General features: G+C 47.7%; 11 protein-coding genes and 1 pseudogene. 11 read left to right on the top strand and 1 reads right to left on the bottom strand.

Annotation, left to right across the window (positions count from 1 at the left end; genetic code table 11):
* Positions 1-2 precede the first annotated feature (2 nt).
* From MOMUL_RS06955 to MOMUL_RS16195, 11 genes are all read left to right on the top strand, one after another.
* The gene (locus MOMUL_RS06955) at positions 3-935 is read left to right on the top strand and encodes a glycosyltransferase family 2 protein (RefSeq protein ID WP_062283291.1); all 933 of its coding nucleotides are present in this window, start codon (positions 3-5) and stop codon (positions 933-935) included.
* Entirely contained in the window at positions 936-2,237 is a 1,302-nt protein-coding gene (locus MOMUL_RS06950; RefSeq protein WP_062283288.1) for a UDP-glucose dehydrogenase family protein, read from the top strand.
* 18 nt (positions 2,238-2,255) lie between these two features.
* Positions 2,256-3,476, top strand: coding sequence for a glycosyltransferase family 4 protein (locus tag MOMUL_RS06945; protein WP_062283286.1), 1,221 nt, complete (start codon positions 2,256-2,258; stop codon positions 3,474-3,476).
* 422 nt (positions 3,477-3,898) lie between these two features.
* Positions 3,899-5,056 (top strand): DegT/DnrJ/EryC1/StrS family aminotransferase, encoded by a 1,158-nt coding sequence (locus MOMUL_RS06940; protein WP_062283283.1) that lies wholly within the window; start codon positions 3,899-3,901, stop codon positions 5,054-5,056.
* The gene (locus tag MOMUL_RS06935; RefSeq protein WP_062283281.1) at positions 5,053-5,688 is read left to right on the top strand and encodes a sugar transferase; all 636 of its coding nucleotides are present in this window, start codon (positions 5,053-5,055) and stop codon (positions 5,686-5,688) included. The genes MOMUL_RS06940 and MOMUL_RS06935 overlap by 4 nt, the downstream gene beginning before the upstream one ends.
* A gap of 126 nt (positions 5,689-5,814) precedes the next feature.
* Positions 5,815-7,740 (top strand): polysaccharide biosynthesis protein, encoded by a 1,926-nt coding sequence (locus MOMUL_RS06930; RefSeq protein WP_153018287.1) that lies wholly within the window; start codon positions 5,815-5,817, stop codon positions 7,738-7,740.
* Positions 7,706-8,794: a tetratricopeptide repeat protein gene (locus tag MOMUL_RS06925; RefSeq protein WP_153018286.1), complete on the top strand. Its 1,089-nt coding sequence runs from the start codon at positions 7,706-7,708 to the stop codon at positions 8,792-8,794. The genes MOMUL_RS06930 and MOMUL_RS06925 overlap by 35 nt, the downstream gene beginning before the upstream one ends.
* Positions 8,794-9,666 (top strand): protein phosphatase 2C domain-containing protein, encoded by an 873-nt coding sequence (locus MOMUL_RS06920; protein ID WP_062283275.1) that lies wholly within the window; start codon positions 8,794-8,796, stop codon positions 9,664-9,666. Before MOMUL_RS06925 ends, MOMUL_RS06920 begins: the two co-directional genes overlap by 1 nt.
* Positions 9,667-9,779: 113 nt before the next feature.
* Complete coding sequence (locus MOMUL_RS06915) at positions 9,780-9,974, top strand: hypothetical protein (protein ID WP_062283272.1); 195 nt, start codon at positions 9,780-9,782, stop codon at positions 9,972-9,974.
* 208 nt (positions 9,975-10,182) lie between these two features.
* Positions 10,183-11,646: an AAA family ATPase gene (locus MOMUL_RS06910; RefSeq protein WP_062283270.1), complete on the top strand. Its 1,464-nt coding sequence runs from the start codon at positions 10,183-10,185 to the stop codon at positions 11,644-11,646.
* Positions 11,646-12,170, top strand: a complete 525-nt coding sequence (locus tag MOMUL_RS16195; RefSeq protein ID WP_153018285.1) for a hypothetical protein — start codon at positions 11,646-11,648, stop codon at positions 12,168-12,170. Before MOMUL_RS06910 ends, MOMUL_RS16195 begins: the two co-directional genes overlap by 1 nt.
* Positions 12,171-12,348: 178 nt before the next feature.
* On the opposite strand, the pseudogene MOMUL_RS06905 reads toward MOMUL_RS16195, so the two are convergent.
* Positions 12,349-13,570: pseudogene (locus tag MOMUL_RS06905) on the bottom strand (IS110 family RNA-guided transposase).
* Positions 13,571-13,813 lie beyond the last annotated feature (243 nt).

The raw sequence follows: 13,813 nt of genomic DNA, 5'->3' as shown, positions 1-13,813 counted from the left end.
AAGTGATTAAACAGCCAAATGTTTCTATCATAATCCCAAATTATAACACTCGAGATTTACTATACAACTGTCTTTCTACCCTCCAAAAGACCGTTGAGGAAGAAAGTAAACCAGAGATTATTGTAGTAGATAACGCATCTAATGATGGTAGTGTGGATATGGTTAAATCTTGCTTTGCTGGTATTAAGTTAATTAAAGAACAATTTAATAAAGGCTTTGCAGGTGCAGTAAATGATGGTTTACAGGTTGCTTCAGGAGAGCTAGTTCTTTTGTTAAATACCGATATATTAGTGTTAGATAAAGGTTTAATAACTCGGTTATCAGATACCTTATATCGTTATCCTGATGCAGCAGGCGTTGCGCCAAGATTATTAAATAGAGATCTTAGTGTCCAAAGGTCAACTTATAGGTGGCCATCAATTCTCCGGGAAGCCTGCCATCTTTTAGGCTTGGACCCTTTGGTAAAAAGACTCAGAGAAGTATTGCCAATTAGTAAGGTAAAACAAATAATGCCTGTAAATTATGCATCAGGTGCTTGTCTGTTGTTACGAAAGGATGTAGTGTCTAGTGTTGGCGAATTCGATGAAAGCTTTTTTATGTATCATGAAGAAATGGAGCTTTCTTATCGCCTGACCAAAAACGGTTGGCGAATCTATTATGATCCTAATGTAAGTGTTATTCACTTTGGGGGTGGCAGTTCATTAGGAATTAAACCCAAGGTTCTTGAGTGGCGCAAATCAGGTCTTCTATATTTTTTCTCAAAGCATTACAGTAGAAAATCTGCTAGAATATTGGCTGCGTTATACATTATCGTATTTTCCATACGACTAGTTTTTTCAAGAAGTAAGGAATATAGGGATGCATATTGCCACATTTGTAAGCAAGCATGGAACGTATTTTGTAACGGTAAAATTCTCAAAGAGAGGACGAAATAAATGGAATTAGTCATTATTGGAAGTGGATATGTGGGGCTAGTTGCTGCATGCTGCCTAGCACATTCTGGGCATAAGGTGATTACTGTAGAAAAGAATATCGGTAAGCTTGAGAAGCTTCAGCGTGGTGTACTCCCGATCTATGAGGAAGGGTTGGAGGAGCTTTTCCGACAGGGTGTTAATTCCTCTCGCTTATTTTTTTCAGAGGACCTGCGAGACGTTCTTCCCGGGGTAGATTTCATAATGATAGCGGTCGGAACACCATCACTTGCCGATGGCAGGGTAGACCTTGCGCAAGTATACGAGGTAGCTCAAACAATTTCAGAAACTGCGGACCACCCCCTCGTAGTTGTAATGAAAAGCACAGTTCCCCCAGGAACAGGTAAATATCTTATCGAACGGTTTTTTAGCAAGGCATGCGTACCCATTCGCTATGTATCTAATCCCGAGTTCCTTCGGGAAGGGAAGGCGGTGTGGGATTGGTACCATCCAGATCGAATTGTCGTCGGTAGTGATGACCCTGTTACGGCTGAAGAAGTGCTAGAGCTTTATAGTGATATTGATGCCCCGAAAGTTACCATGGACGTTACTAGCGCAGAGATGGTAAAATATGCATCAAATGCTTTCTTAGCAACAAAAATTTCATTTATTAATGAAGTTGCAAATCTATGCGAATTGGTTGGCGCAGATATCAAGTTGGTAGCATCAGCAGTGGGAATGGATAAGCGTATAGGTCCACACTTTTTGCAGGCCGGGTTAGGATATGGCGGATCATGTTTCCCAAAAGATACTAAGGGATTAGATTATATCTCATCCTTCAATGGTTATAGCTTTAATCTGTTGAAGGCTGTGATTGAGGTAAATTCAAAACAACGAATTCTTGCCGTAAGAAAGTTACATAAGGAGATTGGTAATCTAGCTGGTAAAAAAATTGCTGTTTTAGGATTGGCCTTCAAGCCAGGTACCGATGACGTCAGGGAAGCTCCCGCCCTTGATATTATTAAATACCTGGTAGATGAAGGGGCGGCTGTGGCTGCTACTGATCCCCTTGCGTTGAAAAACGCCTATCCTCTTTTGCCATCTTGCGTAAAACTTTCAGCCGATCCTTATGAAGTGTTAGTTGGGGCTCAGGCATTTCTCCTTGCCACTGAATGGCCCCAGTTAGTGAATCTAGACTGGGAAAGGGTAAAGAGGCTGATGCGCGAACCTTTCCTAGTCGTGGATGGGCGAAATGCGCTAGATGCAAGGAGACTCGTGGGTTTGGGTTACCGCTACTGCGGCTTTGGCCGCCCCGGAAATTTTTAGCTATTGGTGAAAACTCTTATGAAAAAATTTCTTATCTGGACCCAGTATTATGTCCCCGAAATAGGGGCAACCGCCATCAGGCTGCATTCTGTTGCAAGGGAACTTGTCAGGCAAGGCTACCATGTCTGTGTGGTTACGGGGATGCCTAACTATCCAAAGGGCCAAATTTATCCGGCTTATCGCGGCAAGTTTTATTGCTGTGAACAAATTGATGGGGTCCGGGTCCACAGGTGCTGGTTTCACCCTGCCAGGGAGGTAGGACTGGGGCGGATTTTTAGTTATCTATACTTTATTGTTTCAACCTTCCCGGTTTTCATACTCCTTGCGAGAAAAGTAGACTTAATCATAGCCGAAGTTCCTCCTCCAACTGTTAGTTTTGGGGCACGCATAGCCTTGCCGTTTAGCGGTGCGAAATTAATCGTTAACGTATCTGATTTGTGGCCCGACTGGCTTCTCAGCTCAGGACTTCTCAAGCCGGGTATGGTTTCGCGGCTTCTTAAATTAATCAATTCATTTACCTTTTCAAAAGCGGATTTTGTAAATGGGGTAACCCAGGGAATCATCAACGATATTAAACAAAATTATGGTATTCCTGAAGACAAGCTGCTTTTTTTGCCGAATGGTGTTGATACTACCCTTTTTTCTTATCAGGGACCTAGTATTCGTAAGGGTGGTATTGATGAAGGGCAAAAGCTATTTGTTTATGCCGGGAATCATGGCATCTATAACTGGCCGATAGTGATTGCTCAAGCTGCGGCAAGGCTTCAGAGAAGGCGCAATGACATTAAATTTTTGCTTGTTGGCGACGGTTCGCAGAAAAGGGAGGTTGTTGCATTTTGCCTTGAACATAATCTAACAAATATTGAATTCAAGGCCCCGGTGCCAATCGAGGAAGTTGCGTCTCTTTATGGGAAGGCATATGCGGCTATTTCCACTTACAAAAAAGGTTTTCTTTCGCGACCCGCAAAGATTTTTCCGGCAATGGCATGCGGATTACCACTTGTTTATAGTGGTGAAGGCGAAGGTGCTAATATTGTAAAAAATGCAGCTTGTGGCATCGTTGTTCCCCCTGAAGACCCCGATGAACTTGCTCGGGCGGTGGAAAGGTTGGCAGATGACTACGAAATGGCTAAAAATCTTGGTAATAACGGATTCAATCTTGTTCAAAGGGAATACTCATGGAGTTCGATTGTGAAAAGCTGGCTCGCTGATTTAGAAGCAAAGCTTATATCTAAATAAAACTAGATGTTAAAAACCGTTGCATTACACTCCCGATTTGCACGACAAACTGCCGATTATCTATAGCGGCCGAAGTGGAGTCCACTATAGTGAAGTAGGTACAGGCAGGCCTTGTAATTCCTTGGTAGCCCTGGCTTAGGCCATTCGTTACCTGCTGGACAATCTAGTAAAGTATATGAGTGGGGGCTCATGGGCTCAGGTACTTGGAGGACAATCTAAACTGGACTACTGTGGTAGGGCGCTGGCTAGGAGTGCTTGATGCCAAGGGAGGCCTGAAGCCATGTGTGAAATCGAACAGATAAAAGAACGCTATGCCTACCGGAAACGGCTTCCGGCCGACCAGTACTCCTACTTCAGCCCAGGTAACCTCTTCATTTGATAGCGATGCGGAAGGTAACGGAAGCTCAAGGAGGCTAAGAAAGATGCGTAGCACCTTTCTCCCGTTTTCACCCCCAACAATAGGGGAGGAAGAAATTCAGGAGGTTGTAGATACACTACGCTCCGATTGGATCACCACCGGTCCCAAGGCCCGGCGGTTCGAGCAGGAATTCGCGGTCTACCTGGGGGCTCCCGGCGCCCTGGCCCTCAACTCCTGTACGGCGGCACTGCATACTGCACTGGTCACCCTTGGCATTGGGCCCGGGGACGAGGTCATCACTACGCCCATGACCTTCGCCGCCTCAGTTAACGTAATCGAGCATGTGGGGGCGCGGCCGGTGCTGGTGGATGTAGAGCCTGATACCCTTAACATCGACCCGGCAAAACTGGAGGGTGCCATTACTTCACGGACCAGGGTCATTATACCGGTACATTATGCAGGTCACCCGGTTGATTTAGATTCCATCTACAATATTGCACAGGCCCACGGCCTGGTGGTAATCGAGGACGCCGCCCATGCCCTGCCGGCCAAGTACAAAGGCCGGTATATCGGCTCGGGAAACAACCCGGTAGCCTTCAGCTTCTACGCCACCAAGAACCTGACCACGGCTGAAGGTGGGATGCTTACCGGTGATCTCGAGTTCCTGGAGCGGGCCCGCATCGTCAGCCTCCACGGGATGAGCCGGGATGCCTGGAAGCGTTACGACAAAGGAGGGAGCTGGTACTATGAAGTGATGCTTCCTGGCTTTAAATATAACATGACCGATATCCAGGCTTCCCTGGGCCTCTGGCAATTACATAAGCTGGCGGTTTTTCAGCAACGGCGGCGCGAAGTAGTAGCCACTTATAACCAGGCGTTCAGGGATGTCGAGGCTTTAGAGCTTCCTGTTGAACGTCCGGAAGTCGAGCACGCCTGGCACCTGTATGTGCTAAGACTGCGTCTAGAGGCCCTCCGAATCACGCGAGATCAGTTCATTGAGGAACTCAAGGCCCGCAACATAGGCACCTCGGTGCACTTTATCCCCATCCACCTGCACCCGTACTATAGGGATAAATATGGATATCGCCCGGATAATTTCCCAGTGGCTTACGGCAACTACCGGCGCATGTTGAGCCTGCCTTTAAATCCACGCCTGTCGGATCAGGATGTGGCTGACGTTATCGAGGCAGTGCTGGACGTCGTGAGGGCGTACAAAAGATGAAATGGTCGAAGCGGCTCTTTGATCTTTTCTGGAGCATACTGGGACTGGCCGTGCTCTGGCCGCTGTTTTTGCTGATCGCTCTCCTCATCAAGCTTGAAGATGGTGGTCCGGTGTTCTTTCACCAGGAGCGGGTGGGCTATAAGGGCCGTTCCTTCCGCATTTGGAAGTTTCGCACCATGGTCGTAGATGCGGAGAAGCGGGGAAAACCTTTGACTGTGGGACGGGACCCGCGGGTCACCCGGGTAGGGTACTGGCTGCGCCGGTTCAAGCTAGACGAGCTGCCCCAATTAATCAATGTGATGCTGGGCCAAATGAGCCTGGTGGGGCCCCGGCCGGAAGTGCCCAGGTACGTGGCCCTTTATACTCCCGAACAGCGGAAAGTGCTTGAAATAGTACCTGGTATTACCGATCCGGCCTCCATTGCTTATCGTTACGAAAACGAACTGTTAGCCTGTTCACACGACCCTGAGCGTACATATATTGAGGAGATTATGCCAGAAAAGATAAGACTCAATCTGGAATATGCCATTCGCGCCACGCTTTGGACCGATATGATGGTTATCCTGCGAACGATTATTTGTCTTGGACACGGGAGGTATGATGGGCCAGGGAAATATTCGCATACAGCCTGACCCGGCAGGATAGAAAATCAATTTCCATGAAATATTGGGGCGGATCATTTTGGCAAACAGAATAGACTGATTGGGACCAGGAAGGAAGAAAGCTGTCATAGAAGGTTAAGGTTTGGGGTGAGCATAATGAATAGAATAGAGTGGCGAAGGGTGCGAATTTTTTCTCTCCTGATAGTAGATGCTTTGCTAATAAACCTGGCTTTATTTCTGGCCCTTTGGCTGCGTTTTGATGGCGTTATTAAACCTGCCTACATAAACGATGCTTTAAGAATAGCGCCCTTTGCCACCTGTATATACATAGCTTCTTTTTACTTTTTCCGGCTATACAATCGTCTCTGGCAGTATGCCAGCATTAACGAGCTGCTGGCTATCGTCACGGCTACCCTGGCAGGCTCCATGGCCACCGTTTCCCTGGCCTATTTCCGCATGGTCGCTGGTACCTTTCCCCTGCCGCGCAGCATTTTTGTACTGTGGACGCTCTTGATTGTCTCACTGGTGGGCCTTTCCCGCCTTTCCTGGCGCCTTTTCCGCGAGTACCGCTTCCCTGTGGCGCGCAATGGTGGACGGGCCGTACTGATCGTCGGCGCCGGGGATGCCGGGGCTATGGTGGCCCGTGAATACCGCAGCCGCAGCAACGGTTACGGCAGTGAGGCCCACCCCGTCGGCTTTGTCGATGACGATCCTAATAAGCAGGGCCGCACCCTGTTCGGCCTGCCGGTCCTGGGCACCAGGGATGATATACCCCGCCTGGTGGATGAGCTTGGTATTGAAGAAATCGTCATCGCCATGCCTTCCGTGCGGGGCAGGGTTATCAGGGAAATCGTGGAGATCTGCCACGGTACCGGCGCTGCTTTGCGCATCCTGCCGGGCATCTATGACCTGCTGGACGGCACCGTGAAGGTCGATCCTATCCGCGAGGTAAGGATTGAAGACATCCTGGGCCGGGAGCCGGTCCGGGTGGACCTGGAATCTATGGCCGGTTACCTGGCGGGGGAAGTGGTCCTGGTGACCGGCGCCGGCGGTTCCATCGGGTCGGAGCTCTGCCGCCAGGTGGCCGGCTTCGGCCCCGGGCTCTTGATTTTGCTGGGCCACGGTGAGAACAGCATTTATGAAATCCACCAGGAGTTAAGCCGCAATTTCCCGGATATCAAGCTCGTCCAGGCTGTTGTAGATGTGAAGGACGAGGCTGCCGTTGACCAGCTTTTCCGGCAATATAAGCCGGCGGTGGTTTTCCATGCTGCCGCCCACAAGCACGTGCCGCTGATGGAAATGAACCCCGCCGAGGCTATTAAGAATAACGTCCTGGGCACGCGGGTAGTTGCCCGGTCGGCCGATAAGCATCGCAGCAAGGTTTTCGTGCTGATTTCCACGGATAAAGCCGTCAATCCCACCAGTATCATGGGGGCGTCCAAGCGGGTGGCGGAGATGGTGGTCCAGGAAATGGCCCGGCGGAGCAAAACCCGTTTCGCGGCCGTGCGTTTTGGTAACGTCCTGGGCAGCCGGGGAAGCGTCGTGCCCCTTTTCCAGCGCCAGATTGCCGCCGGCGGCCCGGTGACGGTAACCCACCCGGAGATGACCCGTTTCTTTATGACCATCCCCGAAGCGGTGCAGCTGGTCATCCAGGCCGGCGCCCTGGTCCGGGGCGGGGAGATCTTTGTCCTCGACATGGGTGAGCCGGTGAAAATAGTAGACCTGGCGCGGAGCATGATTATCCTGTCCGGTTACGAACCCGGCAAAGATATTGAAATCGTCTTTACCGGCGTCCGGCCCGGAGAGAAGCTCCATGAAGAGATCCTGACGGCCGGGGAGGGGGTCAACGCCACTTCCCATGAGCGGATTTTCATTGCCCGGCCCGAGGAATTCGATGCCGCCAGGCTGGAGCATTTCCTGTGGCTGGTCTCCCAGCCCGGCTGGCGCGCCGACATGGCCGGGGTGGAAGAACTGCTGCGCCTGGTCCTGCCGGGCTTCCGGGTAGAAAAGGGGCAGGAACTCGTGCAGGTGGGGGAGGTGGTTAGCTTTGGCAAAGAAGTTATACGAGGACATGCTCTCTAAACTGATTACAGAGAAAAGCAGGGAACGTTTGCTTGAGTTCCTGGCAGCCCTGCCTCCAGAAACAGACAGGAACTTTGAACTATATCTCACTAAAATGGCCCAGAAAATACCTGATATTAATGGCCTGCTAACGGAAGTCCTCGAAAAGCCTCCAGTGACGGGAGAGGAAAAAGCAGACCTGATAGCCTTCGCCTGCTTCTTTGCCCTGAATATCTATTACCGTCATAGGAGGGACATAACAAAAGTCCATGATATTATAGAGAAATATAGGCACCGCTTCAGTCATCATCCCATGTTTCCCCACGTTTTATCCCTTTATTATAGAAGTACTGGCAGTATCAAAGACCTAAAAACAGCGTTAGACTATGCTCAGCAGGCTGCTCAACTGATGCCCGGAAATCCAGGCGTCCAGCACAGCCTGGCCGAAGCCTTAATTAATTTGATGGATGAAGGGGAAATCGAAAAATCGGAAGCCAATTTAAACAGGGCCGAGGAAGCCATTAATAAAGCCATTATGCTGGAGGCAACCTATCCTAAATTTTATAGTACCAGGGGGAGATTGTTGGCTCTTAAAGGGATGTTCAAGGAAGCCCGGGAAGCAGTAGAGCAGGCGATAGATATGGAAGACTCCACAGCCCATGATTACCCCATTCGCTACAGCGGGTATCAAGATATTTTAGGGAAAATAAGGCAAATGGAGTTTTCCCGGCAGGTTGATAAGAAGCTGGCTGAAGCGGAAGGAAAAATTAATAAAGCAAGGCAGGAAACAGAGGAGCAGCTTAAACAATTCCGGGTGCAGAATTTGGAGTTTTTAGGCTTGTTTGCAGCCATTATTTCCTTTACAGTGGGCAGTATTCAATTTGTTTCCAGGTTGACCTTTGAGCAAGGAGTGATTTTGCTATTAATTTTTACCGGCAGTTTATTGTACATTTATAGTGGGTTAAGTATAGTATTACACGGCAGAGCATATCTGTCTAGGACTATAATAGTACTGGCCCTGGCCCTCATTTTGTTTTTTGTTTCTCTGGCCTTCAAAGGAGTTCTGGTTAAATAATGAAAGTAATACGTTTAGAAGCGATTTCTTTAGCCGGGAGCGACATAAATGAAGACCTGTACGGTTATGACGCTCAAGCTTTCTGGGTAATGGATGGCGCCACAGCTTTAGTTACACCGTATACCGGAGATGCTGCCGCAGAAGTTTGCTGGTTGATAAATAAGGTGGATGGCATTATAAGGAGCGGGATTAAGGAACGAAACGCCGCTTTGCCAGAAATAATGAGAATGGCTGCCTTGACGGTAAGGCGGGAGTTGGCTGGCAATGAAAATCGGCAGCCCTGGGAATTTCCTAGTTGCAGTATAGCACTGGTAAGGGTAAACAAGGATTTTCTTGAATATTTCTTGCTCGGCGATGTGACCCTGGCTTTTAAATCCGGTGAAGAATTAAGGGTCATCAGCGATGATGCCATAAGAAAACTTGATGCAAAGGCGATAAAAGAAAAATTGCGTTTCCAGGCGGAAGGATTGACTTCTGCCGCCGCCAGGCAGGCCATACTCCCGATTTTGCGCCGGCACCGGTCCTTGATGAACACACCTGGCGGGTACTGGATTTTCAATGGCAGCCCCGAAGCGATTAAGAATGCCCTGACAGGAACGATTAAATTGGGAAACAGCAGTGAGTTTATTTTAGCAACAGACGGTTTCTCCAGGCTGGTTGACACTTTTCATGTTTATCCTACCTGGAGCTATTTGTTTCAGGACCTGAAAAAAAGCTCCCTCTCTGAATTAGCCGGCCGGCTCCGGCAGCTAGAACAGGACGACCTGGAATGCCTGCAGTACCCCCGCTTTAGCCCCCACGATGATGCTACGGCTTTATATGTAGAGTTGGGGGATGAAGCCGGTAGGCGTACCTCATTAACCTCTGAATAAGGACGGCTGGCAGGCGGCCCTATTTGATTGAGCGTCTACGGCACGGACTATCCCACCCCTGATGGCCTCTGCATCCGCGACTACATCCACGTCAAGGACCTGGCGGCAGCCACGTGGTGGCCCTGGAAGCCCTGGAGCAGGGCAGCCCCACGGCGGCCTATAACCTGGGCAGCGGCCGGGGTTATTCGGTTCTGGAGGTAATAAAAGCGGCGGAAAAGGTTATGGGGAAGAAAGTGCCGTACCGGATTAGCCCCTGGCGTCTTGGTGACCAGGCGGTATTGGTGGCTGCGCTGAGAAAACCATGGTAGAATAATAAGATTGGTCCCGGTACACGGCCCTGGAGAACATCATCGCCATCGCCTGGAAGTGGCATAGCAAGAAGCCTTTAGGATATTAAGCATCAAATAAACGGTCAAGAAAAAGTTTCCTTAAAGAAGGGGAGTGAGGCATGAAAATTAAAATTAACTCACTAACATCTATACTAAAGTAATTAAACTTTAGGGGGCTTAAACGATTATGCTTCGTATAGAGGTTAAACGATTTGGCCCAATCTATGAGGGGAATGTGCGTCTTAGACCATTAACAATTTTTGTAGGACCAAACGGCTCAGGAAAATCCTATTTGGCGGAATTCATTTATGCACTTTTATCCAAGCCACATATCTTTTTTGGGGGAAGAAAGAGTAGACCTATTCCGGCCTATTTTTGGCTAGATTTATTTAATCACCCTGAACTGTCTCAGGGTAATAAAGCTGCTAAAGAAAAATGGCAGTCCTTGGTGCAGTTATACGTAGAATTAATAAATGCAGAAAACCAGTATAGGCAAAAAAAGATCAATTTTAGCCTACTGCCTGAGGAACTACGGAAACTTATACATTCAGTTCTGCAACAATTTATGCTAAGCACTAAAGAAAAATTGTTCCATGAGATTAGACGATGCTACGGAATTGAAGTATCTAAATTGGTCATGAATAAACATGAAAGTTTTAACATTACTATAGAAGACAGTTCCAGATGGAGCATTGTTTTATTCAGTTTAGGTGATCAACTTAATGTGGAAAAGCAAGAACTTAAGTTAGAAGATGTCTTTTTACCGCTTCTCCGACCCGAATCTAGCGAAAAAGTTGGACCATTCATATATAGCTATCCTGATGCTTTAACAATGGCTATATTTAATGTGTTGAATCAATTTTTCCAGCCTATTCTTATAGAATCTAAGTACTTACCAGCTGCTCGTTCCGGAATTCTCCAAAGTCATAAGGCTTTAACTTCCTTCGTTGTTAGCCGGGCACCTTTGGCGGGTGTACAAACAATCGAAATACCTAAGCTTTCAGGGGTCGTAACAGATTTTATTACAGAGCTTTTAAGGCTAGATATCGAGCGGAAATCAGAGCTTTTTGATGTGGCTACATTTCTGGAGGAAGAGGTAGTAAGTGGGAGGATAACGATTTCCAAAAAAACGGAGTACCCGGAGATTTACTATCAGCATCGAGATAGTTCCAGGTTTCGATTAACTTTACATAGAACCTCATCAATGGTGTCAGAACTAGCGCCAGTAATTCTTTTTCTGAAGTATATTGTCAGGCCAGGATCTTTGCTAATCCTCGAAGAACCAGAAGCACATTTGCATCCGGCATGCCAAAGAAAAGTGGCAAGGGCTCTTGTAAAACTCGTAAGAAAAGGGACTAACGTACTGATTACTACTCATAGCGACTATCTTATTAGCCAACTTAGCAATTTTATTAGATTGAGTTCCTTAGACGAGAAACAGAGGACTGCTTTTGGGTACTCTCCGCAAGATTACCTCAAAAGTGAGGAAGTCGGGGCTTATTTATTCGATGTTGGGGAACAAAAAGGTGGAAGTGTAGTAAAAGAATTGACTGTAAATTTGCAAGAGGGAATTCCAGAGTCAGAATTCACCAGAATTGCCGAATCCCTCTATGAAGAAACAATCTTGCTGGAAGATAGGGGGGATGATTAGTGAATAGCGTCAGCCAAGTCCGGCACTTTTTAGAGGAACATAATATGCGCTGTTTAGCCACTCGATGCCAAAAGAATGGTTGTATATTTCACTTAGATCTTCATACTGATCGTTTGATAATTGACGTGGATAATTGGGGGAATGATCAAGGTTGCAGTACAAAGCTTTGTGATTATATTATTTTATATGATGATCAACACTCCCATAAAATAATTCTTATCCTAATTGAAATGAAAAGCGGGCGTTCAAAGGGCACCCGACCACTAGAACAAATTCAGTCTACTATTCAAACTATGTCTCAGTTTTTTTGCAGAGTGTCAATATCCACATTTTTACCCATACTTTTGTATGGACGTCGTCCGCCACGAACCATGGATTTTAAAACACTTAAGGATAAACGAGTTATGTTTAAAGGGAAAAAATATCCTTTGATTATTAGACATTGCGGAAGCTATATTTCAGAAATATTGACTAGGTATAGCGGTATAAATGATTTTAGGCATTATCATGCTACTGGCTCATAACCTTATAACAGACAAAAACAGACAAAAAGCACACAGTTTAGAAAAAAAGACTCACGGTAACATGTCAAGGACCCAAAAATGGGAGTTGATAACTTAAGGCTGGAAAAAGGCAATATAAATCTAGGCCAGCTATATGGAAATAGCTGGGAAATAAGATTTGCTGTATTGAATTACACGATTAATTCATCACTGTCCCCTTATAGATTTGGCCTTTGCTCAGCAGTGCAAAAACCAGTCTTTCTAGTTTACGGGCAGTAAGTACCAGCGCTCGTTTATGCTGATGCTTGCTAACTTCGCAATATTTGGTCTGGTAGTAAGCCTTATATTCCTCGTTGTGCACCCGCAACGAGTTGGCGGCCTGGACCTGGTAATAACGCAGGTAGCGGTTCCCGCTTTTAGTTAAGCAGCGTTCTTCGGCATCAAAATCGCCCGACTGGTAACGGGTCCAGGTAAGGCCCGCGTATTGAGCTAGAGCTGCCTGATCTTTGAAGCGTTTGATATCGCCAATTTCGGCGATTATACCGGCAGCAGAGACAGGGCCGAGGCCCTTGACACTAGTTAGAGTCTGGGGTATGGCTTCTAACTCGCGGTTAATGACCTTATCCAGTTGCTTGAGCTGCTTTTTGAGGTGGTCAATATTCTGTAGAGTAAGGGAAAGAGCCACCTCACAAGCTTCGAGCATTTTAGGATTAAGGCGGTAACTGTTTTAAGGTCTTAGCCATCTCGCCAGGTTCAGCCAGCCTGTTATTACCGTGGGATTGGATAAAATCCACAAGGTCTTCCAGGGGCATTTCCACCAGTTCATCTGGAGTAAATTCCTGCAAGACCGCCAGGGAAGCCCTGCCGAAAGTCTGGCTAAAAGGCCTGTCCTGGTGGTAGTTAGAGAACTTGAGGAAAAGCAGATTAAGGGCACGGTTCTGCTCAACAGTCAGTAACTCTACTAGATGCAGCCGCAAACGGGTCAGCTGGCGTAAAGGTTCAGTGACCATAGCCTCCCGGCGATAAGGAGTAAGGTGCCCGAAGCGTACCCGTTCAGCGATAACATATACATCCATGACGTCTGTTTTCGGGCGCCGGGCACCGAAAGCCTTTTTAAAGCCAGCTACCATAACAGGATTGATTTCATAAATCTCAGTAGGGTATGCCTTAAGCGGCGAGGCATCCAGCAAGAATTCACGGAGATGGATGCCATAAACCGAAGTAGCCTCCAACCCTATATGAAGTTGCTGGATATTAAACTTATGGGCGAGATGATCCAGCACCTCAACTAAACCAGAAGCACCTTCACGGTTATTGGCAAAGGATTTAGCAGGTGCAAGCTGATGCCCTTGCTCATCAAGGCATACCAGGTCACATTTAAGAGAGCTGATATCAATGCCTGCAAAAATGACCTGGGCCAAATGGTATCCCTCCTTGGGCTGGCCCAGAGTAAGGGCGCGCCCTGCGGGTGCGGCGCGTAACAACCTCGCAGGTCGATGAGAGCGTGGCAGGACAACCAGGGGTGCACCTCTGGCCTGCTGAACCCAGAGGCCGGCTGGCCCTGCTGGCTCAGCTCACGCGTAAGAAATATGCGCCGCACCGCATGGGTCTCACTCTTAACTGAGTAGTCACCAGATAATTGGGCTACAGGGGGTGTCTAAGAG

Source organism: Moorella mulderi DSM 14980, from assembly GCF_001594015.1.
GTDB lineage: Bacteria > Bacillota > DSM-521 > Neomoorellales > Neomoorellaceae > Neomoorella > Neomoorella mulderi.
This window is presented reverse-complemented; position numbering and strand designations above follow the sequence as displayed.